Raw genomic sequence first — 23450 nt, forward strand, 5'->3', positions numbered from 1 at the left:
CGGGCGCCGGCGCGCGCGGGGCGGCGGCGGGGGGGGGGGGGGTGTGGCGTGTGCCGGTCGGGGTTGTGTCGGCCTGGGTCCACCCCCCCCCCCCCCACCCAAACACACCCCGGATCCGTTGTGTCACCCCGAGCCTCGTCGACGCCGGACCGGGTCCGCCCGACTATCGGTCGACCGGCTACCCGGGACCTTCGGGTACTGGCAGGATGTCCCCGTGACCGATGACGCGACGCCTGAGAACACCGAGCGCACCTCCGAGACAGCCGGCCCCGAGGCGTTCGACCCCGCGACCTTCGACCCCGAGGCGGTGTCCGCGGAGGACTCCGTGCTCGCCGGAGAGGTCCTCGACTTCTGGGCCGCCACGCGCCAGTACGCGGGCCTGGCGAAGGCGAGCATCGTCGTGGGCCAGACCGTCGGCGAGACCGTGCCGCCGCAGGCCTGGTCGTTCGGCGACGAGCCGGAGCTCGCCGAGGAGCTGCTCGCCGCGGTGCTCGCGGGGGACAAGACGGCGACGTCGTCGGCCCTGTGGGACTACGACGCCGAGGGCGCGCCGCTGCCGGTCGTCGGCGAGCTGTCGATCCTGCTTGACGGCGAGAGCCACCCGCGCGCGCTGATCCGCACGACGAGCGTCGAGACCATCACGTTCGAGGAGGTCGACGAGGACTTCGCGGCGGCGGAGGGCGAGGACGACCGGACCCTCGAGTCGTGGCGCAAGGGGCATGAGGCCTACTTCCGCCGGAACCTCCCGGAGGGCCGGGAGTTCTCGCTGGACATGCCGGTCGTGTGCGAGCGGTTCCAGCTGCTCTACCCCCGGCCCTGATCTCGCACCGGGAGTGTCAGTGACCCGTCCTACCGTGTGAGCATCGGCCCGGACCGACGGGCTGCCGTTCTCACGCGAGGTGATGGCAATGACGCTGCGCTGGTACTCGACCGTCGTCGAGTCGACCGACCACAAGAAGCTGGCCCGCTGGTGGGGCGAGGCCCTGGGCTGGCCGGTCATCTTCGAGACGGACGAGGAGTCCGTGCTGGTACCGCCGTGGGCGCTCGAGCTCTCGGAGAAGCTGGACTTCCACCAGGTGCCGCCGGGGATGGTGTTCGTACCGGTGGGGCACGAGAAGGTGGGCAAGAACCGGCTGCACTGGGACTTCGCTCCGCACACGAGCGACGACCGGGACGCGGAGATCGCCCGGCTGGTCGAGCTGGGCGCGACGGTGATCGACATCGGGCAGCCGGCCGACGCCAGCTGGACCGTCCTGACGGACCCGGACGGCAACGAGTTCTGCGTGCTCTCGGCGAGGGACCAGTAGCGCCGGCGGTCGATGAGTTTGGGTCCCGGTCGTCGTCGGTAGTGCATGAGCACACCTATCAAGGCCAAGAATCTCGGTGACCTCTACGAGCTGTCACCGCTCCAGTGGGAGCCCGTCGCCGCGGCGCTCGCAGACATCGGGGACCAGGCGCCGGGCGGCCGGGGTCCGGACCGCCACTCGCACTGGCTCACGACCGTCAACGCCGACGGCAGCCCGCACACCACCGGTGTCGGGGCGTTCTGGGACGACGGCCGGTTCTATGTCGTGTCCGGCCGTGGCGTCCGCAAGGGGCGGAACATGGAGCGCGAGCCGCGGTGCACCATCGCCGTGGCGGCGGACGACTACGACGTCGTCGTCGAGGGTGTGGCCGAGCTGGTGACCGACCGCGTCACCGTCGCACACATCGCCGAGGTGGCGGCCGCGGGCGGCTGGCCCGCGGAGGTGGACGAGTCCGGGACCGCGCTCACCGCTCCGTACAGCGCCCCGTCGGCGGGACCGGCTCCGTGGCACGTGTACCGCGTGACCCCCACGAGGGCCAACGCCCTGTTCGTGCGGGACCCGGGCGGTGCGACGTCCTGGACGTTCGAGTGATGCGCATGCCGGACCCGCTCGACGGCCGTCCGATCGGGACATTCGTGCGTCCATTCCGTGAGACCAGCGTCTCATTCACCCGCTCGCGCGCGTAGGCTCCTGACATGGCACAGGTGGGTAGGGCAGAGGGCATCGACCTCGCAGTGGTCGCAGGTGACGGCATCGGTACGGAGGTCGTGGAACAGGGCCTCGCAGTGCTCGAGGCGGCGCTCGCGCCGTCGGGCACCAAGCTCTCCACCACCGAGTTCGACCTCGGTGCGCGCCGCTGGCACACGACCGGCGAGACCCTCACCGACGAGGACCTCGAGAAGATCAAGAGCCACGACGCGATCCTGCTGGGCGCCATCGGCGACCCGTCGGTCCCGAGCGGCGTGCTGGAGCGCGGGCTGCTGCTCAAGCTGCGCTTCGCGCTCGACCACTACGTGAACCTGCGCCCGACCAAGCTGTACCAGGGCGTCACCAGCCCGTTGGCCGACCCGGGCGAGATCGACTTCGTGGTGGTCCGCGAGGGTACCGAGGGCCCGTACGTCGGCAACGGCGGCGCGCTGCGCGTGGGCACCCCGCACGAGATCGCCACGGAGGTCAGCGTCAACACGGCGTTCGGCGTCGAGCGCGTGGTCCGGGACGCGTTCGCCCGGGCGAACGCCCGCCCGCGCAAGCACCTCACGCTGGTGCACAAGCACAACGTGCTGGTGCACGCCGGCCACCTGTGGCGCCGCACGGTCGAGGCCGTGAACGCCGAGTTCCCCGACGTCACCACCGACTACGCGCACGTCGACGCCGCGACCATCTACCTGACGACGAACCCGAGCCGGTTCGACGTGATCGTCACGGACAACCTCTTCGGTGACATCCTCACCGACCAGGCGGCCGCGATCAGCGGCGGCATCGGGCTCGCGGCCTCGGCCAACATCAACCCCGACCGCACCGCTCCGTCCATGTTCGAGCCGGTGCACGGTTCGGCCCCCGACATCGCGGGTCAGGGCAAGGCCGACCCCACGGCCACGATCCTCTCGGTGTCCCTCCTGCTGGACCACCTCGGCTTCGCCGCGGAGTCCGCGCGGGTACACGACGCCGTAGCGGCGGACCTCGCGGCCCGCGGCGACGCCGTACGCACGACCGACCAGGTAGGCCGCGACATCGCGGCCCGCGTGACCGGGTAAGCACGCTGCACGACGGCGGCGCCCGGGTCGCGTAGACCGAACCGGGCGCCGCTTTCGTACGTCGAAGGCCGTCCGGGCAGGCGCCCGGCTCGGAATGCTCCTCCTGCCTTGCCGGGCGTGGAAGACTGACAACAGCATTCCGGTGAAAGGCATCGACATGACAACAACGACGGATCCCATCCTCCCGACGCGGCTCGAAGACCTGGTGGCGCTCTTCGACGTGCGGCCGACGGACGTGCCGACGCCGGACGCCGAGCGCGCCGCGGCGCTCAGCGCGCCGAAGTTCGGGACAGTGTTCACGGACCACATGGCGCGGGTCTCCTGGACCAGCGCCGACGGCTGGAAGGACCGGCGGATCGAGAAGTACGGTCCGCTGCAGCTCGACCCGGCGACGGCAGTGCTGCACTACGCGCAGGAGATCTTCGAGGGCCTCAAGGCCTACAAGCACGCCGACGGCTCGGTCTGGACGTTCCGTCCGGACCAGAACGCGGCACGGTTCGCCCGCTCGGCGCACCGGCTGGCGCTGCCCGCGCTCAGCGTGGACGACTTCATCGGGTCCCTGGCGGCCCTGGTCCGCACGGACATCGAGTGGGTGCCCGACGGCGAGGACTCGTCGCTGTACCTGCGGCCCTTCATGTTCGCGTCGGAGTCGTTCCTCGGTGTGCGGCCCTCGCTCGAGGCCGAGTACCTGGTGATCGCGTCGCCGGTCGGCCCGTACTTCGCCGGTGGCGTCAAGCCAGTGTCGATCTACGTGTCCGAGCAGTACCACCGGGCGGGGCCGCCCGGAGGCACGGGCGACGCGAAGTTCGGCGGCAACTACGCGGCGAGCCTGCTGCCGCAGCGCGAGGCACAGCAGCAGGGCTTCGACCAGGTGTGCTTCCTCGACGCCGGGAGCAGCAAGTACCTCGAAGAGCTCGGCGGCATGAACGTCTTCCTCGTGATGGACGACGGGACGGTCCACACGCCCGAGCTCGGCTCGATCCTCGAGGGGATCACCAGGGCCTCGGTCCTGCAGCTCGCGGGCGACCGCGGGTACCAGGTGGTGGAACGGCGCATCCCGCTCGCGGAGGTCGTGGCAGGGCTCGGGTCCGGGAAGGTCAAGGAGTTCTTCGCGTGCGGCACCGCCGCCGTCGTGACGCCGGTGGGGCGCCTCGCGGGGAGCTCGTTCGACCACGAGATCAACGGCGGTGAGCCTGGCGAGCTGACGATGGCGATCCGCCAGGAGCTCACCGATATCCAGTACGGCCGCGCCGAGGACCGGCACGGCTGGATGCGCCGCCTGGCCTGATCCGGCCGCCGGCCGCCTCTGGAGGTCAGCCCCAGAGGCGGCCGATCGCGTCGCGCGCCACCAGGAACCCCACGATCCCCACCACCCACGCGGTGGTGCTTGCCGCGTTCTTGGTCAGCCAGCCGTCCAGCCGTCCGAGCGGCCGTTCCACGAGCCGCGACGCGAACACCCGCGCCGCCGTCAGCACGAGGGCCGGCGCGATCATGACCAGGCAGTACCCGAGGATCCACAGGCCCGACACCGGCCAGCCCGGCCCCTGCGTCCCGATCAGGCCGAGCGCCGCGAGGTAGGGGAGCATCGTCGCGACCTCGACGAGCCCGGCCCCGATCGCGAGGGCCGCGAGCGCCCGTCCGCTGCCGGACTCGCTGCTGAGCACCCGTTCACGCCAGCGGCTCAGCCGCCCGGCCCGGCCCGGCTCGGTGGCGGGCGGTGCGGCCACCTGGCCGTTCGCCGCACCGGCCGGCGCAGCGCCGTCTGCCGTGGCGCCCGGCACCGCCGCCCCCGCGGCAGGCTCCGTCGGCTTCTTGCCGCCGACGGGGTCGAGCTTGAAGCTCCACGCGAAGAGCGCTACACCCAGCACGAGCTGCGCGATGAGGAACGGGCGGGTGTCGGACAGAGTGCTCAGCGTGTCGCTCAGGGCGCCGGCACCGAGCAGGATCGCCAGCCCGACCAGTGCGTAGAACCCGGCTATCGACCCGAGGTAGAGAAGCATCCGTCCCACGCGCACCCGCCCGGGCGACATGAGGAGCCAGACGGGGATGAGCAGGGTCCCGAAGCTCGTCGAGTCGATGAGCGCGAGCACCGCGAGGGCACCGATCAGCGCGGCACCCGTGAGCTCGGCGGAGAAGAAGTCCATGCGCCACAGCCTGGCGCAGGCCCCGTGCGGGCGCATCGGCCGAAGCGCCGAGAAGGCGATACATCCTTCGGATGACACACGCCGCTCCTCCGCGTGCTGAGATGGTGGCATGTCCCGCACTGCCGACCTGATCGCGCCTCTGACCAGAGTGGTGCTGGCCGAGGACCGGCGCGGGGACGTCATCACGGCGGTCGGCCTCCTGGCCATCGCGCTCGCGCTCGACGCGCTCGGCCTGGTCCGAACGTCGTGGAGCGGCCTGGCCGGCGTGTCGTCGTGGTGGTTCGTCGCCCCCGCCGTCGTCGGCTGCATCGCGCTGGTGTGGCGCCGGTTCCACCCGCTCGGGGCGCTCGGTGTCGTCACGGTCGCGTTCGCCGCGGACGTGGCGCTCGGCGGCAGCGTCGGCCTGCTCGTGGTGCTGTGGGAGGCGCTGTACGCGGTGCACATCCATGGCCGCCCGGCGGCGCGCCGGGTCACGGCGATCGGCGTCGGCGCGGTATCGCTCGCCTCGATGATCGTGGTCGGTGAGGCCACCGGTGAGGCGAGGTTCGCGATCCTCGCCGGGCTCCAGGCGGTCACCCTCCTGGTCATGCCGATGTGGTGGGGTGCGAACGTCCGGCAGGGCCGGGAGCTCACCGCGGCCGCGCACGAGCTGGCGCGGCTCGAGCGGGAGCGCGGCAGCGCACTCCTCAGCCTCTCCGAGGCCGCGAGGCACGACGCCGTCCGCGCCGAGCGCACCTCGGTCGCGCGCGACCTGCACGACGTCGTCGCCTCGCACCTCTCCGCCATCACCATCACGTCCGGTGCGGCGCTCGCGGGCGAGCCGGAGCCCGAACGGGACCGTGCGGCGCTGCGCAGCATCCGTGCCGAGAGCCTCGCCTCGCTGCAGGACATGCAGGCCATGATCCGGGTGCTCTCCGCGGGCTCCGCCGGGGCGTCGGGCGGCTCCGACCTGCTGGCCGCGCCGCGCGTCGCGCAGCTGCCACCAGTGCTGGAGCAGGTGCGGCTCGCGGGACTGGAGCTCACGGTGACCGATCCCGACGGCGTGCTGAGCGGCGACACGGTCCTGCCGGCGGCGGTGGACCACGCGGTGTTCCGCGTCGTGCGGGAGTCGCTGACGAACGTGCTCAAGCACGGCGGTGCCTGTGTCGAGGTGCGGGTCGTCGCGGCTGACACGCTGGAGCTCGAGGTGTACGACGACGGCGTCCGTCCCGGCGGCGCTACCCGTGACCCGGCCGATGTCGGCGGGGGGACCGGCCTGGGTCTGGTGTCGATGCGTGAACGTGTCGAGTCGCTCGGCGGCTCGTTCGCCGCAGGACCGGCGGAGGACCGGCCGGAGGACCGGTCCGACAGCGGGTCCGACGGCGCCGGCTGGCGGGTCCGGGCGGTCCTGCCGCTGCCGGCCATGGTGGCGGCCATGGCGGCGGACAGAGCGGCGGACAGAGCGGCGGACAGAGCGGCGGCCGAGCCTGCGCCGTCGGACCGCGCGATCCCGGGGCTTCACGCATGATCCGCGTCCTGCTCGCCGACGACCATGCGGCCATCCGCGCGGGCCTGCGCATGCTGCTCGCGACCGCGGGCGACATCGAGGTGATCGGCGAGGCCGGTGACGGCGCGGTCGCGGTGGCGAACGCGCGGGCGCTGCGGCCCGACGTCGTCCTCATGGACGTCCGGATGCCGGGGACCGACGGCGTGACCGCTACCCGCCAGATCGTCGAGGAGGGCCTGGCCGAGGTCCTGGTGCTCACGACGTTCGACCTGGACGAGTACGTGTTCGGCGCGCTGCGGGCCGGGGCAGCGGGCTTCCTCCTGAAGACCGCGGAGGCGACGGCGCTGGTCGACGCGGTACGGCACGTCGCGGCGGGCGACGGCGTGGTGGCGCCAGAGGTGACCCGTCGGCTCATCGCGAAGCTTTCGGAACCGCAGGACGGGAACGGCGCGGGCGGCCGGGGCGGTCCCTTGCGGGCCCTGCCCGCGGACCTGACGCCACGGGAACGCGACGTGCTGGCCGGTCTCGGGTGCGGTCTGTCGAACGCTGAGCTGGCCGCCGAGCTGGTGATCAGCGAGGCCACCGCGAAGACCCATGTGTCGCGAGTGCTCGCCAAGCTCGGCGTCACGTCCCGGGTCCAGGCCGCGATCGCGGCCCGCGACGCGGGTCTCGCATAGATCATCGAAGCGCTTGCGTCCGGCTATTGACTTCACTCTTGGGCGCCCTCAGCATGGGAGCGTTCCCACAGGTGCACGAGAAAGGCCTCGTCATGCAGAGAACTGCACGCACCCTGGCCGGCATAGTTGCCGGCCTCGCACTGACCTTCGCTTCGGTCGCCCCGGCGGCTGGAGCCGCGACGACCACCGCCCCCGAGCCCGGCAGCGTAGCCGGCCAGACGCAAGCAACGGACAAGCACAAGCCCCGGTGCAAGCCCAAGCCCAGGTGCAGGCCCACCATCACGGATATCGCCGCCGACATGCAGCCGGGCTGGAACCTTGGCAACACCTTCGACGCGACCGGCAGCGACGAGACGTCGTGGGGCAACCCGCGCGTCACCGAGGAGTTCCTGGACCAGATCCGTGCCCAGGGCTTCAAGAGCATCCGCATCCCCGTCACCTGGGGTCAGCACCAGGGCGGCGCCCCGGACCACACCATCGACCCGGCGTATCTCGACCGCGTCGAGGAGGTAGTGGACTGGGCGCTCGACGACGGCTTCCACGTGATGATCAACATCCATCACGACTCGTGGCAGTGGGTGAACACGATGCCCACGAACCACGACGCCGTGCTCGACCGCTACAGCGACACCTGGACCCAGATCGCCGACCGGTTCCGCGACGCCAACACCCGCCTGCAGTTCGAGAGCGTCAACGAGCCGCAGTTCGCGAACAGCTCGGGCGAGGCCGCAGAGCTCGAGCTGCTGGCCGAGCTCAACAGTGTGTTCCACGAGATCGTGCGCGGCTCCGGCGGCCGGAACGCCGTCCGGCCGCTCGTGCTGCCGACGCTGCACACGGGATCCGATCCTGCCCTGCTCGACGCGCTGGCCGCGGAGATCGCCGCACTGGACGACCCGAACCTCATCGCGACCGTGCACAACTACGGGTTCTGGCCGTTCAGCGTGAACATCGCCGGGTACACCCGGTTCAACGCCGAGGTGCAGCAGAGCCTGACCGACCAGCTCGACCTGGTGCACGCCGCGTTCACCGCCCGCGGCGTGCCCGTGGTCATCGGGGAGTACGGGCTGCTCGGGTTCGACCGGCACACCGGGACCGTGGAACAGGGCGAGAAGCTGAAGTTCTTCGAGTACTTCGGCCATGCGGCCAAGCAGCGCGGCTTCACGACCATGCTCTGGGACAACGGCCAGCACTTCGACCGCACCGCGTACACGTGGCGGGACCAGGCGCTGTTCGACCAGATCTCGTCGAGCTGGACGGAGCGGTCCGGGACGGCGTCGTCCGACCTGGTGTTCGTGCCCGCCTCGGGCACCATCGCTGCCCAGAGCCTGACGCTCAACCCGAACGGGACCACCTTCGACGCCCTCCTGCACGACGGCGTGGAGCTGGCCGCCGGGACCGACTACACGCTCACGGGCGACCAGCTCACGCTCTCCGCGGCGCTGCTGGAACAGCTCGCGGGCGACCGCACGCCAGGTCCGGCGGACGAGCTGGTGGTCCGGTACTCGGGCGGCGTGCCGTGGACGGTGCGGATCCTCAACCAGGAGACGCCGGTGCTGCAGGGCGCGTCGGGCACGACGAGCTCGTTCGCGATCCCGACGTCGTTCACGGGCGACCAGCTCGCGACGATGGAGGCGAAGTACGCCGACGGATCCAACGCCGGCCCGCAGAACTGGACGTCGTACAAGGAGTTCGACGTGGCGTTCGCGCCGGACTACCCGGCCGGAACCATCAAGCTCAACCCGGCCTTCTTCGCCGAGGTCAACGACGGGACGGTCAACCTGACCTTCCACTTCTGGAGCGGCGACACGGTGACCTACACCCTGACGAAGACCGGAACCCAGGTAACAGGCACCCCCTGACCGCCCACCGGCGTCGTTGAGTGCGTGATCTTTGCCCCGTCAGACCGGCTGACGGGGCAAAGATCACGCACTCAACGAGGATCAGGCGGTCGTGCGGCGGACCACCGTGCGGCTCAGCGTTCCCGTGAGCAGGGACCAGACCGCGCAGCCGATGACTATCCAGACGATCGCGGCGAGGATCGCCGGGACTATCTCGAACTGGCCCGCGAAGGGCACCATGGCGAGGATCACCGTGGCGAGGCCCACCACCCAGCCGAAGAACGACCGCGGGCGGGGCGTGCTCATGACGAGCAGGTAGAGCACTATCGCCGCCACCAGCGCGAACAGCGCGCCTGCCACCACCCAGGCCATCATGTCGGACCCGGTGGCGAACAGGTCGGCCTGCGCCTGGACCTCGAGGTTGAGCACCTCCTCGAGGATGAAGTCGGCGGCCAGCCCGATGAGAGCCGCCACGACCATCGTCGCCAGCGCACCGGACCAGAACCGGCCGACCTCCAGACCGAGCCTGGGGTCCTGGGTGCCGGACGTGACCGGCTGCACGTGCGCTTCGTCGGGCGTCTGCCCCACCGCCTGGGTGGGCATACCTGGTGCCTGAGCCGGCGGCGGTTGGACCGGCGGCGGCTGCTCCCCGTAGTCCTGCCCGTAGGGGCGGTTCGGGTCACTCATGGTGTACCTCCCGGTTGTGAGCCCTATGTCCCACTCCACCATGGAACCGAGCCGCACGCACGGGCGCAACAGGAAGAACGTGGGTAGTGGTGCCCATGGTGCCCGCGTGGCGTGATCGCTATGGTCTGTGCAGTCGTTCCCCGGATGCTGGAGGTGGGCTGTGAGCGGGTTCGTCGGTGCCGACGTCGAGCAGCTGCGGTCGATGGCCACGTCCTTGGACGGTGAGGTCGACCGGCTGACGGGCGCGCTCGAGGCGGTGACCCGCGAGGTCGACGGCGTGCCGTGGTTCGGGCCGGCTTCCGAGGAGTTCAACGGCCTGTGGCACGGGCTCCATCGCCCGGCCGCCGTGGCGGCGGTGGTGGCCCTGTCCGACATGGCGGGAAAGCTCCGGGCGAACGCCGACGCCCAGGAGCAGACGAGCGCCGACCTCGGCGGGAGCGCCGGCGCCGTGGGTTCCACGGCCGGGCCGGCGCCGTCGATGGTGCCGGTCGCGGCCCATCTGGCCCTTCCCGGGCGGGACAGCGGCGAGGGTGAGGCCCCTGCCCCTGAGCCGGCCCCGCCGATGGGGCCGTTCGCGCCAGGGCACGCACCCGGAGAGGCAGGTGGGCCCGGCGTGGTGATCGGTCCGCCCACCAAGCCCGACATCAAGTGGGACGAGGACTTCGAGTACGGCTCTGCCGACCCGGGGTTCAGCGACTACGTCGACTGGAACACCTGGGGGCTGAAGGAGAAGGCGGCCCACCTGCATCCGGGCCTGCAGGACGCGGCCGACTTCTACAGCCACTACCGGGACAACACCGGGCTGCCCAAGGAGTTCGACTACGAGGAGGCGTACAGCGACGACGACCACGTGCGGCAGCTCGTGGACAACGAGATCGCCCGGACGCAGCAGGGCGTCGACCAGCTCATCGCGTCCGGGGCGAGCGGGGAGTTCTCCGTGACCGGGGACGCCCACGCGACCTCGGCGGACAACCTCTACCCGAAGACGGAGAACTGGCAGAAGACCATCGGCGCGTACCAGCAGTGGAGCAGCGGCGACGTCAAGGTCATCGGAGACCAGGCGAGCATGACCGTGACGGTGCACGCCGAGGACTACTACAACTTCAACTCCGGCGACAAGGACATCGCGAGCGGCGCCCCGGACGACGCCAACGGGCGGTTCACGGAGCTGGGGTGGGCGAAGCCGTTCGAGAGCAACGGTCAGGTGACGCGAGTGGTCACGTGGACGGTCGGCGACCCGGGCAGCGTCAAGGTCGCGGAACCGGAAGGTGGTCGCTGATGAGCAGGCATCGCAGCTGGGCGCTCGTCGCGGGGCTCGCGGCAGTGCTGCTGCTGACCACCGCGTGCGGCGGGTCGAACGGTACGGACGGTACAGGCGGACGAGGAGACGGCATGTCTGAGGAGTCGGCGATCGGCGAGAAGTTCGGGGACGGCGAGCTGCGGACGGACCTGGAGCCGTTGACCAAGCGGTTCTCGGCCCTCGGTACACCGGTGGGCGCCGAGTGGATGGGCGGCACGCTGGGCGATGCCCCGGGGCCCACCACCTACTGGATCGACGCGGTGATCGAGGTCGACCCCGCCGTCGCCGACGAGCTGCGTTCCACCTACGCGCCCGAGGCGGCCAGCACGCCGCCCGACGTGGTCAGCGGTATCCAGGACAAGCTACCCGCGGGCACGCTGCTCTCCTCCGACGCCCTGGACAGCGCGGTAGCAGGTGGCGGGTTCGCCACCGACGTCTACGTGGCGCAGGACGAGCCGTTCGTGGTCCTGGCGGCGTACGGGTCATCGAGCTAGTCCGCAAGCCCTATTCTCTGCACGTGGAGGCGTTGATATGAGCGAGATGCACGGCGCAGACGTCGAGGCGCTGCGGGCGCTGGGCACCGCGATGGAGCGGCACGGCGAGACCCTCGAGCTTGCGGTCGGCCAGCTCACCGATGCCGTGACGTCGGTCCAGTGGTCCGGACAGGACCACGAGGAGTTCCTCAACGAGTGGCAGGTGCGCCATGCGGTGGCGCTCCTGGCCGTGGCGCAGGCGATCGCGGCCGCTGGGGCGAAGGCGGTCGCCAACGCGGACGCGCAGGAGCAGACCAGCGCGTCCTACGACGGGGGCGGCGGCGGGGGCCCGTCGGGGATCCCTGAGGGGACCGACGGGAGCTCGTCGGAGGGGCAGGGGAACAAGCGGAAAGAACCGGAGGGCGCGCCGAGCGGCCTGGGCAAGGTCGAGGACATCGGCGCGGTGCCGCTCGACACCGCGGCGATCGACGCGAGCAAGATCGAGCAGGGATCGCTCGCCGACTGCTGGTTCCTCGCGTCCGCGGGTGCGGTCGCCGAGAGCGACCCGGAGTGGATCCAGGAGCACATCAAGTACAACGCCCAGGACGGCACCTACACGGTGACGTTCTACCGGGACGGCGAGCCTGTGGAGATCACCGTCGAGGACACCGCGTACCAGAACGCCGCGGGTGACCCGAGCGGCGCCCCGTCGTGGATCACCGTCTACGAGAAGGCTGCCGTGGTGTACATGGGCGGCGAGTACGGGGACATCGAGTACGACAGCGCCTCGAAGGCGATGGAGATGATCACCGGTAAGGACACCTCGAGCGACTCGCTCGACCCCGCCCTGCCGTGGGAGGACCCGCCCAGCCTGCAGTCCATCGGCGAGCGGGTGAAGAACGGCGAGCCCGTCGTGGCCGCCAGTCCGGACGGCGGCGGCTGGTTCGGCGACCCGCCACCCGACAAGGAGGTCGTGAACAACCACGTGTACACCGTGCAGGGCGTGTCGGAGGACGGGAAGACCATCACCCTGGTCAATCCGTGGGGACCCGATGGCGGCACCGGGTCGGACGGCACCACGAAGCCCGGCACGATCACGATGTCGGCGGACGAGTTCTACGAGAACTTCGACTCGGTGACCTACGGTGAGTCGACCAAGTGACCGACCTCGAAGCCCTGGCGGAAGGACCTGCCGTGCCTGACGAAGGACGCCCCGCCGTGCCCACGGAGTCCGTGCCCACGGAATTCCTGGTCCGCGTGAAGCAGAGTGCTCAGTTGCGGATCGGGACGGCTCGGGTCGCCGTGATGGTCGCCGGCCCGCGCGAGGGCGTGCCGACGGCGCGCCTGCTCGTGCGCGCCGACGACGGCCGCCGCGCCCAGTCGGACGTCGAGGTCGGCCAACGGGTGGACCTGTTCGACGAGGGCGAGCTCGAGCTCGTCGGCGTCGAGGGCGGCCGTGACCCGAAGGAGAAGAGCGCGGTCCTGGTCCGCCACCTCCCGCACCAGCCCTGAGCTCGCACCAGCCTTAGCGGAGGTCCTGGAGGTCCAGCACCAGTCCCTTGACGGCGGACGCCGGGACCTGGCCGGCGTCGTCGTCGACCCAGCGGGCCACCGACGCCGGGACGTCCGCGTCCGAGCACAGCACGAGCGGTGTGTCCGCCGACGAGTCCGGCAGGCGCCCGTGCGTGCCGCGCACGTAGGACGCGTCGAGCGGCGTGGTGCTCATGGCGTACCGCAGGCCGAGCTTCTTGCGCACCAGGTTCAGGCCCGCCTTCGCCTTCGCCAGGGGATCGGCGGGGTTGAAGAACAGCTCGGCGGGGTCGTAGCCGGGCTTGCGGTGGATGTCGACGCCGCGCGCGAACTCGGGCGCGCGGTCGTCGTCGAGCCAGTAGTAGTACGTGAACCACGCACCCGGCTCGGCCACCACCACCAGCTCGCCCGCCCGCTCGTGGTCCAGCCCGTACTTCGCCTGCGCCTCGCGGTCGAGCACCTCGTCGACGCCGGGCAGGCCCCGCAGCAGGTCCGCCACCCGGGCCACGTCCGACGCATCGTCGACGTACACGTGCGCCACCTGGTGGTCGGAGACGGCAAACGCTCGCGACGTCCACGGGTCGAGCTGCTCGCGGCCGTCCTGCGTGTAGACCTCCAGGAAGCCCTCGCGCCGCAGGATCCGGTTGATGTCCACCGGCTGGTTCGCGGGCCCGATGCCGTACTCCGACACGACGACGACGGTCACACCCGCGGCCGCGGCGTCGTCCAGGAGCGGGGTCAGCACGACGTCGAGCTCGGCCGCCGCGCGGTCCGCCTCTGGCGACTCCGGCCCGAAGCGCTGCAGGTCGTAGTCGAGGTGCGGCACGTACGCGGTGGTGAGCTGGGACGTGCGGGTCCGCAGCAGGTGCCTGGTCACGTCGACTATCCAGCGTGACGAGGCGATGGACGCCGTCGGGCCCCAGTAGGTGAACAGCGGGAATTCGCCGAACCGGCCGACCAGGTCGTCGTGCAGCGCCACCGGCCGGACGTACGCGTCCGGCGACTTGCGCCCGTCGGCGTGGTAGACCGGGCGGGGCGTGATCGTGACGTCGGTCGTCATGCCCATCGCGTACCACCAGCAGACGTTGTCGGCGGTGTACATCGGATCGTGTCCGCGGCCCGCCTCCCAGATCTTCTCGCCCGCGACCAGCTTGTTGTGCTGCCGCCAGAGGTACACGTCGCCGAGCTCGCGGAAGTACCAGCCGTTGCCGACTATCCCGTGCTCGGCGGGCATCAGCCCGGTGAGCATCGTCGACTGCACGCTGCACGTCACCGCGGGCAGCACGGTGGCGAGCTCGGACTGCCAGCCCGCCGCCGCGAGCCGGCGCAGGCGCGGCATCTGGGCGAGCGCGCGGGCGGTGAGCCCGACGACGTCGAGCAGCAGGACCGGCCTCATGCGTAGGTTCCTTCCGTGGAGGTTGCGGTGACGTCGGCGCGGATCAGCAGGTTCTCCTGGGCCCAGCGCAGCTCGGCGGCGATCCCGGTGACGAGCTCGTCGGTGCCGTCGGGCAGCACGTCGGGCGGCAGGACCGACCACGTGTACGTCTCGACGTCGAGGTGCGCCTCGGCGCCGTGCGGTGCGGCCCGGACGGCGGCGACGGCGTCGCGCAGCACCTGGGTCGTCGCGGTGAGCGGCGGCGCGGGCTCGTGGTGCAGCGGCACGTGGAAGTGCACGCGCCACGGCCCCTCGCCCGGCAGGCCAGGTCGCCGCTCGGTGTCCCCGAGCGCCACGGGCAGGTCGTCCGAGGCCAGCACGTCGCCGGCCGCCGTCAGCTCGCGCACCTGGTGCAGGTAGCGCTTCTCGACGAACTGCCCGATGGCGTCCCGCGCGCCCGGCGCCGACAGGTCCGCGACCTCCAGGGCCGCGGACGCCTGCACCTTGACCACGCGCAGGCCCGCGTCCGTGATCCGGCGGACGGCGCCCGCCGGGTCGGCGAACGACACCGCCAGGTGGCACGTGTCCAGGCAGACGCCGACGTACTCGGGGTCGATCCGCCGGTCCTCGGGCCACTCGGAACCCGTCCGGGCGGCGAGCCACGAGACGACGTCCTCCACCGTGTCGAGCACGCAGCCCGGCTCCGGTTCGACAGCGATCCGCACGGTCTTGCCCGTACGCCGTTCCAGCTCGCGCAGCTCGGCCGAGAGCGTGGCGAACGCCTTGGTCGCCTCGTCGTCGTCGGCCCGGGTCCAGGGCGCGCGCCACGCCAGGGGCAGGGTGGAGATGGACCCGGAGGCGCCGTCGGGCAGCAGGTCGGCCAGCACGCGCGCGCAGGCGAGGACGTAGTCGAGGCGGGCGCGCTCGGCCCAGGTGGGGGAGTAGACGGCGAGCTTGACGACCTCGCGGTGGAAGCCGCCGTACGGGAAGGCGTTCAGGGTGTGGACCTGGAGCCGGTGCTCGGCGAGCGCCGCGCGCAGCCGTTCCCGGTCCTCGGCAGACGCGTCGAGGCGGTGCGCCAGCTCGGCGGGCAGCCACAGGCCGACACCGAGCGTGTCGAGGCCCGCGGCCTCACGGACCGGGCCCGAGTAGCGGGCGAGCTGGTCGATGACCCCGTCGAGGTCCTCGGACGGGTGCACGTTGGTGCAGTAGGAGAGCAGCATCGTGATCCCCTCAGGCCCGCGCGCCGCGGAGCACGGACGAGCCCTCGAACTCGACGCCGGGGGTGGGCGGCGCCCCCTCGGTGAACCCGGGCACCGGGTCGAGCACGAGGTTGCCGGACTGCCCGTAGAACGCGACGGGGTTGCGCCACAGCACCTGGTCGACGTCGTCGTCGCTGAACCCGGCGGCGAGCATCGCCCGGCCGGTCTTCACGGTCTTGAGCGGGTCGGAGCGGCCCCAGTCCGCTGCGGAGTTCACGATCATGCGCTCCGTCCCGTACTCCTGGAGCAGGGCGACCATGCGGTCCTCGTCCATCTTGGTGTCGGGGTAGATGGAGAACCCGGCCCACGCCCCGGCGTCGCGCACGAGCGCTACGTTGGTCTCGTTGAGGTGGTCCACGAGCACGTGCTCGGGCGGCAGGCCGGACTCGTGCACGACGTCGAGCGTGCGGCGCGTGCCGGCGAGCTTGTCGCGGTGCGGGGTGTGCACCAGCACGGGGAGCTCGGCGTCGCGGGCCATCTGGAGCTGCGCGGCGAACACCTCGTCCTCCTCGGGCGTCATCGAGTCATAGCCCACCTCGCCCACGGCCACTACGCCGTCCTTGAGCAGGTAGCGGGGGACCTCGGCGAGCACCTCGCGCAGACGCGGGTCGTTCGCCTCCTTGGGGTTGAGCGCGATGGTCGCGTGGTGCCGGATGCCGAACTGTGCCGCCCGGAACCGCTCCCAGCCGAGCAGGGAGTCGAAGTAGTCGGTGAACGAGCCAACGCTGGTGCGCGGCTGGCCCAGCCAGAACGCGGGCTCGACGACGGCGCGCACGCCAGCGGCGTACATGGCCTCGTAGTCGTCGGTGGTGCGGCTCGTCATGTGGATGTGGGGGTCGAGGATGCGCAACGTCACTCCTTCGTGAGCCGGTCGAGATCGGTGGGTACGGGGCGGCCGGCCGCCCGGCGTTCGGCCGCGAAGTCGCGGGCCATGCGGTCCAGCTCGGCGTCGGCCCGGGTCTCGAGACCGCTGGCGGCCGCAAGGCTCACGCCCTGGAAGACGAGCTTGAGGACCGCGTGCCGCCACGTGTGCTGGTCCAGGTACCGGGCACCGAACGGGCCGACGGCGGCCGCGACGAGGCTCGGGTCGTTGGTCCGCAGGGCGTCCGCGGCGAGGTCGAGGCCTGCCGCTACGAGAGCGGCGGCCTCGGCACCATCGAGGTTCCCGCGTTCTTCCAGAGCGTCCAGGCCCCGCAGGACACCGCGTCGCTCTGCCCCGTCCCCCTGCTGGTAGAGGACGACCAGACGTGCAGCACAATCCGGTCCGGTGCCCACGGCGTCGGCCAGCGCTACGACGAGGGCGGCCCGAGCGGCGTCGTCGACCGTGCCGTGCACGACACCGGTCGGGTCGGTGTCCGGCCGTCGTGGTCCACGCCCGACGCGGCGGGCCGCCAGCGCGAACGCGCGGGTGACACCTTCGGGGTCATGGGCGATGTCCGCACGCGCCGCATCGAGCCAGGCTGTCGCGGGGGTGGCGTCAGCAGCGTTCATGACCCGGTCCTTTCTCCGGCAGGCGTGTTCCCGGTCGGCGTGCCGATGACCGCACCCCACGCCCGCATCAGGGCCGCGCGGCTGTCGAGGGCGAGCCGGGGGGCGTCGTGCGAGTGGCGGGGCAGCTCGACGGCGGCGACCCCCGTGTAGCCGACGTCGGCCAGGGTGGCGAGCACCATCGGCAGGTCGATGGCGCCCTCGCCGAACGGCCTGTGCTCGTGGTGCGTGCGCGGCATGTCGTCGAGCTGCACGTTGCTCAGGTACGGCGCGGCGGCGCGGAGCGCGCCCTCCACGCCGTCGGGCTCCACGACGAGGCAGTGCCCGACGTCGACGGTGATCCCCAGCTCGGGCGGCATACCGACGTCGTCCAGGAGCCGCAGGGCGTCGTCCACCGTCTCCACGAGCATGCCCGGTTCGGGCTCGACCGCGAGCCGTACCCCGCGTTCCCCGGCGTACTCCACCAGCGCCGGGATGCGGTCCCGGAGCCTCGCCCAGCCGTCGGCCGGCGCGGCGTCGTCCGGCAGGATCCCGGAGAAGAAGGAGACGCAGCGGGCATCGAGGTCCGCTGCGACCTCGATGGCCCGTTCGAGGTAGCGCATGCGCAGCGTGGCGTCCCGGTCGACGAGCGTGGGCCGGTGCTTGTGCAGCGGGTCGAGCAGGTACCGGGTGCCGGTCTCCACGACCACCGCCGCACCCGTGCCGCCGCGCATCCGCGCGAGGTGGGCGCGGAGCGCGGTGACGTCGTCACCGGCGAGCGGCGCGAACGGGTCGAGGTGCGGAAAGCCGAGGGTGAGCGCCACGGCGTCGTACCCGACGTCGTCGAGCACGTCGAGCGCGCGGTGCAGCGGGTGGTCGCCAAAACCGTTCGTGCCGTAGCCCAGCAGGAACGGGGGTTTCATGTGATGCTCACCCCTGCCTTGCCGCGCGCTCGGCCCAGGAGCCGCAGCCCGTACCCGACGGCGGCGACCCCGGCCAGGAGCGCCGTCGTACCGAGGCCTCCCGAGCGGGCCGCCCAAGCGGCCTGGAGCGGCACCATCGCCTGGATCCCGGACCGGGTGGCGGTCCGGGCGTTGCCTGCGGTGGGCGTGACCGCCGCGCGGACCTGCGCGGGCAGGCAGGCCGCCGCGTAGGCGCCGGCGGCCGCGACGGTGGTCCAGCGGACGGCGGTGCGGCGGCCGGGAGCGGCGAAGCCGGCGGCCGGCGCGGTGGCCGCGGCAGCGGCGGCCCCCGCGAGGGTTCCGACGGCGACGCCGCCCGCGACCCGCGTGGTCGTGCCGTGCACCTCGCCGCGCGAGAGCACCGTGAGGCCGAGCGTGTGGGCGGCGAGGCCCGCGGCGGCCGGGAGCGCGGACCGCATGCGCCCGGGCGTCGCGCCGAGCAGCACGTCCAGCCCGCGGCACGCGGCCATGACGAACGGTCCCGTGGGGTGGTCCTTGGCGACCAGGTCGTAGGTCCAGACGCAGGCGACGAGCGGGACGGCGACCGCAAGGGCCCGGCGTCCGCCGGCGATGCCCGCCGCCGCCACGCCGGCCGCGGTGAGCGCCGTGCCTACCGTGAGCGCACCGCGAGGGGTCACCCGGCCGGAGGGGATGGGCCGTTCGGGGCGTTCTACGGCGTCCAGGTGCCGGTCGGCGTAGTCGTTCAGGGCCATGCCGCCCAGGTAGAGGCAGGCCGACGCGACGGGCAGCAGGGCGTGGCGCCCCCGGAGCGCCGTAGGCGACCCGGCGCGGGCGGCGGCAAGCCCGGCCAGCGAGTCGCCGACCACGCTCAGCGCGGCGGGCGCCCGTACCAGCTCGCCGACATCCCGGAGCGTCGGCCGGTGGGTCGGCCGGTGGGCCGGAGAGCGGGCCGGCTCGTCCGACGAGTCCCGGAGCGGGGGGTCGAAACGGGGGGTGAAGCGGGGTTCCGGCACCTGGTTCATCGTTGGACCTGCGCCGACGTGCGCCGGACCCATCCCTCGAGGGCGCGGGCCTGCTCGGCGGCGTCGTGCACGTCGGAGTCCCACGGGTCCTTGAAGAAGAACCCCAGCTCCTCGATGGTCCCGCTGATCCCGGCGGCGTGCGCGAGTGCGAGCAGGCGGGCCAGGTCCAGCACGAGCGGAGCGGCGAGCATCGAGTCGTGGGCGCTCCAGGTGGTCTGGAGCGTGAGCCGCGAGCCGAGGAAACCCTCGACGTGCACGTGGTCCCAGGCGACCTTGATGTCCCCGAGGTCGGGCACGTTGTCGATGTGCAGGGGCGTCGTCTCGCTGCCCGTCAGCGCTGTCAGGCCACGGGCCTTGGTGGCGAGCTTGCTGCGGACGGCGTCCGGGTCGGCGAGCGTGGCGCCGTCGCCGCCGCCCAGCAGGTTGGTGCCGGACCACGACAGCACCTTCAGGTTGCGCGCGGCGAACGCCGGGGCCAGGACGGTGCGCAGCCAGGTCTGGCCGGTCTTGCCGTCCTGCCCCGCGACGGGGATGCCGCGCTCGCGCGCGAGCCGGGCCAGGGCGGGTACACCCATGCCGGCCGACGGCGTGAAGGCGGCGTATGCGGCCCCGGCAAGGATCGCCGCGTACGCCGAGACGGAGGACGCCGGGAGCACCGCGCGGGTCGGGTCGGCGAGGGCGGTCAGCAGGGCGTCGGTGTCGTCGTGCTCGGGCACGTGGACCACCGGTGGCTCCGTCGAGGAGAGGTCCACCATCACCACCCGGGCCAGGTCGTGCCGCTCGCGGAAGGAGGTGATGTCGGCGGCGAGGCGTTCGGCGACCACCTGCTGGGAGGTGTTCTCCTTGCCCCCGCGCGGGTCGTACCCGGGACGCACCTCGGCGTCTGCCCGTTCGAGCGCGTCGTGGGTCGCGGCGAGCAGCCGGGGCGGGATCATCCCCGTCTCGACGAGGCTCTCCGCCCGCTTCGTCATGGTGACGGAGGAGATGTCGTGCCCGCCCACCACGAGGTCGGCGAACCCGGGCAGCCCCGCGGAGGCGAACGGTTCGCGAGCCGTGACGCAGCCCGTCGGCGGGGACTGCCCGTCGGCGATGGCCGCGAGGCCGGCTGTTGCGGTACTGGCCACGGAGCCCCTGGCTCCGACGAACCAGATCCCTGTGCGTTCTGCTGCAGCGTGGCGTGCAGAGGCGTCGTGCATCATCGCTCCCCGGATCGACGTCGTCGTCCCGAGCAACCTATCCCGGACTTATGGCGGTTAGCAAACAAAAGTTCAAAGATCCGCGTAAGAAGCGAGATGCCCGACATCCACCGGAACTTTTCCGCTCCGTCAGGCGAGCCGTTCCAGTGCGCGCCGCGCCGCATGCACCCCGGACAGGCCGTGCACGCCGGGGCCGGGCGGGGTCGAGGCCGAGCAGAGCCATACGCCGTCCACCCCCGTCGCGTACGGGTCGCGCAGCCGCGCGGGCCCCAGCGCCAGCCGGGGGAGCGTGAGGGCCCCGCCGAGGATGTCGCCGCCGACGAGCGCGGCGTTGTGGTGCATCATCCGGGCCGCCGGCACGCACCGGGAGTCGACGACGACATCGCGGAACCCTGGCGCGAACCGCTCGATCTGCCGGACGACGTCCTGCGTCACGTCCCGGTCGGAGCCCAGTGGCACATGCGCATAGGCCCACAGCGGCCGCACCCCGCCGGACGCCCGTCCCGGGTCTGCCACCGAGGGGTCCGAGACCAGGCAGACCGGCCGCTCGGCATGCCGGCCGGCTGCCACAGCGGCCTCCGCCCGGGCGATGTCCGCGAGGCTGCCGGACACGTGCACGGTCCCGGCCCTCCCGACGTCGGGCACCTCCCACGGGACCGGACCCGAGAGCGCGAAGTCCACCTTGGCCGCCGCTCCGCGCCGGGCGGGCGCTGCGAGCCGACGCCGGACGGCCGCGGGCATCAGGTCGCCGAACACGGCTGCCGGCACCTCGGGCGCGGTGTCGAAGAGATAGGCCCGCGCGGGCGGCAGGTCCGCTCGGGTGGCCACCCGGTGGCCCGTGACGATCTTCGCCCCGGCCGCGTCCAGCGCGGTGACGAGCGCGTCGACGATCGCCCGCGACCCGCCTCGCGGGACCGGCCAGCCGCCGGTGCCGTGCGCCAGCGCCGCGAGCAGCAGTGCGACGGCCGCCGCGGGCACCGAGGGCAGCGGCGTGATGGCGTGCGTACCGACCCCGGCGAGCAGCGCGGGTGCGACGTCGCCCCGGAACCCCAGGGCTCGCTCGCCCCCGGGCCGGAGCATGGTCCCGGCCGCCGCGACGCGGGCGCCCAGCCCGGCGAGCAGAGCCAGGTCCTTCGCGCCGGACGTGCCCCGCAGCACGGCGCCGGGCAGCCGGGGCAGGTCGCCGAGGGCGAGCCCGGCGAGCCGGGCGGCATCCTCGGACAGCCGGCCGACCATCCGCTCCCACGCCCGTCCGTCCGCGCCCAGGCCCTCGACGGTCCGGTCGAGGGAGCGGTACGCGATCCCGGCTCGACCACCGGGCAGCGGCTGCGCGTACGACACCTCCGGCGTCAGGAGCTCGATGTCCAGCTCACCCAGGAAGGGCGAGGCCCAGGCCATCGGGTGCACCGCCGAACAGATGTCGTGGACGATGCCGGGCGCGAGCCCCAGGTCGAGCGTGCGCGCCCCGCCACCCGGCGTGTCCTGCTCCTCCAGCACCGTCACGGTCAGTCCGGCACGGGCGAGCACGAGGGCGGCGGCCAGCCCGTTCGGCCCCGCCCCGACGACGACGGCGTCCGTCACGTCGCCTCCCCGGCCCGGCCGGCTCCGGCGATCCCCGTGGTGATCCCCGTGCCGGCGAACCCGCCGCGGACCGTCGGGCGCCGCTCCACGGAGGTCCGCCGGCCGGCCCCGGGCCTGCCGCGGGTCGCGGACCAGCGTGGGAGGACGCCCGTGGCCAGGGCCACGGCCCAGGCCGTCAGTGCCCATGCGGAGTAGTCGAGGCCGAGGAACGCCCAGATGCTGGCGTGCATGAGGGTCACCGCGGCAGCGAACGGAAGCCGGGCCGGCCGCCAGGCGAGCCACAGCGGCGCCGACAGCTCGAGGGCCAGGGCGCCGCCGGCCAGGAGATTCGGCAGCACCGGTGCGTCGGCGACGAGGTGGGTCAGCCACGGCCCGAAGGGCGACGTCCCCTGACGCAGGATCCACGTCATCGAGTCGCCGAGCACCCAGTCGGCGCCACCGTTCGCCAGCTTCTGCGCGCCGGTCAGGAAGTAGACGGTGCCCAGCACGCCGAGCGCGGCACGGGGTGGCCAGCCCCACGCCGGGTCGCGGCCATCGGCAGCGGATTCGTGCGGGTCCCCGAACCGGTCCGCGAGGCTGTCCGGCATCCGGGCGAACAGGAGCGGGAAGGCGACGGTGAGGCCCAGGAGGTCGTTGTGCGTGAACTTCCCGGACGCGCCCCAGAGTCCCGCCAGCACCAACAGCGCACCCCAGGCGAGCGCGAACCCCGCGCGCGGTGCCCGGCGCGTCAGGACCAGCGCGACGCCGGCGAGCCCCGCGATCTGCAGAGCGGTCAGCACGGGCGCCGGGATCGGGCCCGGCAGCCAGCCGAGGAGCCAGAGGTGCTGGGTGAGCTCGGGCGGGCGGTGCGCGATCAGCGTCCAGTCCCGCGTCGCGAGCCGCAGGCCGAACAGGAGGGCCAGCAGCGTCTGCAGGGTGAGGAGGCGCCCGCCAGGCCCGGGCGCGACCAGCGCGGCGTCGAGCCGCCGGAGCACCGCGACCACCTTCCGGAGCAGCGTGCTCACAGCTCGCCTCCCGCACCGACGCGACCGGTCCAGGAGACGTCCTCGACGGTCTCGGACCAGGTGAGCGTGGCTGGGTCGACCACCCGGCGCACATGCTCGGTACGCAGCTCGCGGACCGCCGCCGGGTCCAGGCCTGCCTCCTCCAGCCAGGTGGTGAGCATGACCCGTCGCGCGCCGGGGTCGGCGTCCGGGAGCCGCGGGAGAAAGCCCTGGGTGGGGCTGAGCACGGGATCCGGACCCCTGCCGACCGTGGCCTCCCGCCCGTCGTCGAGGGTGGCGACCAGCCGAGTGGTGGTGACCGTGTCGGTGCGCACGCCGCTGAACAGCTTGTAGGCGGACAGCGGCCAGAAGTCGACCTGTGCCACGGCTGTGGCGAGCAACATGCTGAGCGTGCCATAGGTGACGCGGCGGGCGAGCCTCATCG

At 72.5% G+C, this 23450-nt stretch carries 24 protein-coding genes; 12 read left to right on the forward strand and 12 right to left on the reverse strand.

What is annotated here, in order from left to right; translation table 11 throughout:
* Positions 1-214: 214 nt before the first annotated feature.
* The 5 genes from AB0F70_RS25550 to AB0F70_RS25570 all read left to right on the forward strand — a co-directional run bounded on the left by AB0F70_RS25550 (position 215) and on the right by AB0F70_RS25570 (position 4349).
* Positions 215-820, forward strand: coding sequence for an ASCH domain-containing protein (locus AB0F70_RS25550; RefSeq protein ID WP_357455428.1), 606 nt, complete (start codon positions 215-217; stop codon positions 818-820).
* Positions 821-908: 88 nt separating this feature from the next.
* Positions 909-1307: a VOC family protein gene (locus AB0F70_RS25555; protein ID WP_357455431.1), complete on the forward strand. Its 399-nt coding sequence runs from the start codon at positions 909-911 to the stop codon at positions 1305-1307.
* 45 nt (positions 1308-1352) lie between these two features.
* Positions 1353-1898 carry a pyridoxamine 5'-phosphate oxidase family protein gene (locus AB0F70_RS25560; protein ID WP_357455434.1) on the forward strand — a complete coding sequence of 182 codons (546 nt, stop codon included), beginning with the start codon at positions 1353-1355 and terminating at the stop codon, positions 1896-1898.
* Between the two features lie 104 nt (positions 1899-2002).
* Positions 2003-3061, forward strand: a complete 1059-nt coding sequence (locus tag AB0F70_RS25565; RefSeq protein WP_357455437.1) for a 3-isopropylmalate dehydrogenase — start codon at positions 2003-2005, stop codon at positions 3059-3061.
* Positions 3062-3218: 157 nt separating this feature from the next.
* The gene (locus AB0F70_RS25570; protein WP_357455441.1) at positions 3219-4349 is read left to right on the forward strand and encodes a branched-chain amino acid aminotransferase; all 1131 of its coding nucleotides are present in this window, start codon (positions 3219-3221) and stop codon (positions 4347-4349) included.
* 25 nt (positions 4350-4374) lie between these two features.
* Here AB0F70_RS25570 and AB0F70_RS25575 read toward each other — a convergent pair whose 3' ends face one another.
* Positions 4375-5205 carry a GAP family protein gene (locus AB0F70_RS25575; RefSeq protein WP_357455444.1) on the reverse strand — a complete coding sequence of 277 codons (831 nt, stop codon included), beginning with the start codon at positions 5203-5205 and terminating at the stop codon, positions 4375-4377.
* 109 nt (positions 5206-5314) lie between these two features.
* On the opposite strand from AB0F70_RS25575, the gene AB0F70_RS25580 reads away from it, so the two are divergent.
* From AB0F70_RS25580 to AB0F70_RS25590, 3 genes are all read left to right on the forward strand, one after another.
* Complete coding sequence (locus AB0F70_RS25580) at positions 5315-6712, forward strand: histidine kinase (protein WP_357455447.1); 1398 nt, start codon at positions 5315-5317, stop codon at positions 6710-6712.
* Positions 6709-7368, forward strand: a complete 660-nt coding sequence (locus AB0F70_RS25585) for a response regulator transcription factor (protein WP_357455450.1) — start codon at positions 6709-6711, stop codon at positions 7366-7368. The genes AB0F70_RS25580 and AB0F70_RS25585 overlap by 4 nt, the downstream gene beginning before the upstream one ends.
* Before the next feature lie 92 nt (positions 7369-7460).
* Positions 7461-9227: a cellulase family glycosylhydrolase gene (locus AB0F70_RS25590; RefSeq protein ID WP_357455453.1), complete on the forward strand. Its 1767-nt coding sequence runs from the start codon at positions 7461-7463 to the stop codon at positions 9225-9227.
* Positions 9228-9308: 81 nt separating this feature from the next.
* Here the strand turns inward: AB0F70_RS25590 and AB0F70_RS25595 are convergent, their stop codons facing one another.
* On the reverse strand, positions 9309-9893 hold the full coding sequence (locus AB0F70_RS25595) for a DUF6069 family protein (protein WP_357455456.1): 585 nt from the start codon (positions 9891-9893) through the stop codon (positions 9309-9311).
* Between the two features lie 160 nt (positions 9894-10053).
* Here AB0F70_RS25595 and AB0F70_RS25600 point away from each other — a divergent pair, with 160 nt between their 5' ends.
* The 4 genes from AB0F70_RS25600 to AB0F70_RS25615 are packed head-to-tail and all read left to right on the forward strand — an operon-like array spanning position 10054 to position 13178.
* Positions 10054-11172 carry a WXG100 family type VII secretion target gene (locus AB0F70_RS25600; protein WP_357455459.1) on the forward strand — a complete coding sequence of 373 codons (1119 nt, stop codon included), beginning with the start codon at positions 10054-10056 and terminating at the stop codon, positions 11170-11172.
* Positions 11172-11687 carry a hypothetical protein gene (locus AB0F70_RS25605; protein ID WP_357455462.1) on the forward strand — a complete coding sequence of 172 codons (516 nt, stop codon included), beginning with the start codon at positions 11172-11174 and terminating at the stop codon, positions 11685-11687. The genes AB0F70_RS25600 and AB0F70_RS25605 overlap by 1 nt, the downstream gene beginning before the upstream one ends.
* A 37-nt stretch (positions 11688-11724) precedes the next feature.
* A complete protein-coding gene (locus AB0F70_RS25610; RefSeq protein WP_357455465.1) occupies positions 11725-12828 on the forward strand; it encodes a C2 family cysteine protease in 1104 nt (367 codons plus the stop codon).
* Between the two features lie 32 nt (positions 12829-12860).
* Complete coding sequence (locus tag AB0F70_RS25615; protein WP_357455468.1) at positions 12861-13178, forward strand: hypothetical protein; 318 nt, start codon at positions 12861-12863, stop codon at positions 13176-13178.
* 13 nt (positions 13179-13191) lie between these two features.
* On the opposite strand, the gene AB0F70_RS25620 is transcribed toward AB0F70_RS25615, so the two are convergent.
* The 10 genes from AB0F70_RS25620 to AB0F70_RS25665 form a co-directional block, all read right to left on the reverse strand.
* Entirely contained in the window at positions 13192-14592 is a 1401-nt protein-coding gene (locus AB0F70_RS25620; protein ID WP_357455471.1) for a nucleotide pyrophosphatase/phosphodiesterase family protein, read from the reverse strand.
* Positions 14589-15794, reverse strand: coding sequence for a metabolite traffic protein EboE (gene eboE, locus AB0F70_RS25625; protein ID WP_357455475.1), 1206 nt, complete (start codon positions 15792-15794; stop codon positions 14589-14591). The genes AB0F70_RS25620 and eboE overlap by 4 nt, the downstream gene beginning before the upstream one ends.
* A gap of 10 nt (positions 15795-15804) precedes the next feature.
* Positions 15805-16689, reverse strand: a complete 885-nt coding sequence (locus tag AB0F70_RS25630) for a TatD family hydrolase (protein WP_357455478.1) — start codon at positions 16687-16689, stop codon at positions 15805-15807.
* Complete coding sequence (locus AB0F70_RS25635) at positions 16686-17324, reverse strand: EboA domain-containing protein (protein WP_357455480.1); 639 nt, start codon at positions 17322-17324, stop codon at positions 16686-16688. Before AB0F70_RS25635 ends, AB0F70_RS25630 begins: the two co-directional genes overlap by 4 nt.
* Complete coding sequence (locus AB0F70_RS25640; RefSeq protein ID WP_357455483.1) at positions 17321-18223, reverse strand: sugar phosphate isomerase/epimerase family protein; 903 nt, start codon at positions 18221-18223, stop codon at positions 17321-17323. Before AB0F70_RS25640 ends, AB0F70_RS25635 begins: the two co-directional genes overlap by 4 nt.
* A complete protein-coding gene (locus AB0F70_RS25645) occupies positions 18220-19245 on the reverse strand; it encodes an SCO3242 family prenyltransferase (RefSeq protein WP_357455486.1) in 1026 nt (341 codons plus the stop codon). The genes AB0F70_RS25640 and AB0F70_RS25645 overlap by 4 nt, the downstream gene beginning before the upstream one ends.
* Positions 19242-20444: an inositol-3-phosphate synthase gene (locus tag AB0F70_RS25650; RefSeq protein ID WP_357455489.1), complete on the reverse strand. Its 1203-nt coding sequence runs from the start codon at positions 20442-20444 to the stop codon at positions 19242-19244. Before AB0F70_RS25650 ends, AB0F70_RS25645 begins: the two co-directional genes overlap by 4 nt.
* Positions 20445-20570: 126 nt before the next feature.
* Positions 20571-22022, reverse strand: a complete 1452-nt coding sequence (locus AB0F70_RS25655) for an NAD(P)/FAD-dependent oxidoreductase (RefSeq protein WP_357455493.1) — start codon at positions 22020-22022, stop codon at positions 20571-20573.
* Complete coding sequence (locus tag AB0F70_RS25660) at positions 22019-23026, reverse strand: hypothetical protein (protein ID WP_357455497.1); 1008 nt, start codon at positions 23024-23026, stop codon at positions 22019-22021. Before AB0F70_RS25660 ends, AB0F70_RS25655 begins: the two co-directional genes overlap by 4 nt.
* Entirely contained in the window at positions 23023-23448 is a 426-nt protein-coding gene (locus tag AB0F70_RS25665) for a hypothetical protein (RefSeq protein ID WP_357455500.1), read from the reverse strand. The genes AB0F70_RS25660 and AB0F70_RS25665 overlap by 4 nt, the downstream gene beginning before the upstream one ends.
* Between the last annotated feature and the right edge of the window lie 2 nt (positions 23449-23450).

Origin of the sequence: Promicromonospora sp. NPDC023805 (genome assembly GCF_040639635.1) — a bacterium.
Lineage (GTDB): Bacteria > Actinomycetota > Actinomycetes > Actinomycetales > Cellulomonadaceae > Promicromonospora.

Coding starts and splice junctions, on each gene's coding strand:
- AB0F70_RS25645 (WP_357455486.1), bottom strand. CDS start 19,245: ATGAACCAGGTGCCGGAACCCCGCTTCACCCCCCGTTTCGACCCCCCG.
- eboE (WP_357455475.1), bottom strand. CDS start 15,794: ATGCTGCTCTCCTACTGCACCAACGTGCACCCGTCCGAGGACCTCGAC.
- AB0F70_RS25565 (WP_357455437.1), top strand. CDS start 2,003: ATGGCACAGGTGGGTAGGGCAGAGGGCATCGACCTCGCAGTGGTCGCA.
- AB0F70_RS25635 (WP_357455480.1), bottom strand. CDS start 17,324: ATGAACGCTGCTGACGCCACCCCCGCGACAGCCTGGCTCGATGCGGCG.
- AB0F70_RS25610 (WP_357455465.1), top strand. CDS start 11,725: ATGAGCGAGATGCACGGCGCAGACGTCGAGGCGCTGCGGGCGCTGGGC.
- AB0F70_RS25570 (WP_357455441.1), top strand. CDS start 3,219: ATGACAACAACGACGGATCCCATCCTCCCGACGCGGCTCGAAGACCTG.
- AB0F70_RS25595 (WP_357455456.1), bottom strand. CDS start 9,893: ATGAGTGACCCGAACCGCCCCTACGGGCAGGACTACGGGGAGCAGCCG.
- AB0F70_RS25665 (WP_357455500.1), bottom strand. CDS start 23,448: ATGAGGCTCGCCCGCCGCGTCACCTATGGCACGCTCAGCATGTTGCTC.
- AB0F70_RS25590 (WP_357455453.1), top strand. CDS start 7,461: ATGCAGAGAACTGCACGCACCCTGGCCGGCATAGTTGCCGGCCTCGCA.
- AB0F70_RS25620 (WP_357455471.1), bottom strand. CDS start 14,592: ATGAGGCCGGTCCTGCTGCTCGACGTCGTCGGGCTCACCGCCCGCGCG.
- AB0F70_RS25585 (WP_357455450.1), top strand. CDS start 6,709: ATGATCCGCGTCCTGCTCGCCGACGACCATGCGGCCATCCGCGCGGGC.
- AB0F70_RS25605 (WP_357455462.1), top strand. CDS start 11,172: ATGAGCAGGCATCGCAGCTGGGCGCTCGTCGCGGGGCTCGCGGCAGTG.
- AB0F70_RS25580 (WP_357455447.1), top strand. CDS start 5,315: ATGTCCCGCACTGCCGACCTGATCGCGCCTCTGACCAGAGTGGTGCTG.
- AB0F70_RS25650 (WP_357455489.1), bottom strand. CDS start 20,444: ATGATGCACGACGCCTCTGCACGCCACGCTGCAGCAGAACGCACAGGG.
- AB0F70_RS25560 (WP_357455434.1), top strand. CDS start 1,353: ATGAGCACACCTATCAAGGCCAAGAATCTCGGTGACCTCTACGAGCTG.
- AB0F70_RS25555 (WP_357455431.1), top strand. CDS start 909: ATGACGCTGCGCTGGTACTCGACCGTCGTCGAGTCGACCGACCACAAG.
- AB0F70_RS25640 (WP_357455483.1), bottom strand. CDS start 18,223: ATGAAACCCCCGTTCCTGCTGGGCTACGGCACGAACGGTTTTGGCGAC.
- AB0F70_RS25575 (WP_357455444.1), bottom strand. CDS start 5,205: ATGGACTTCTTCTCCGCCGAGCTCACGGGTGCCGCGCTGATCGGTGCC.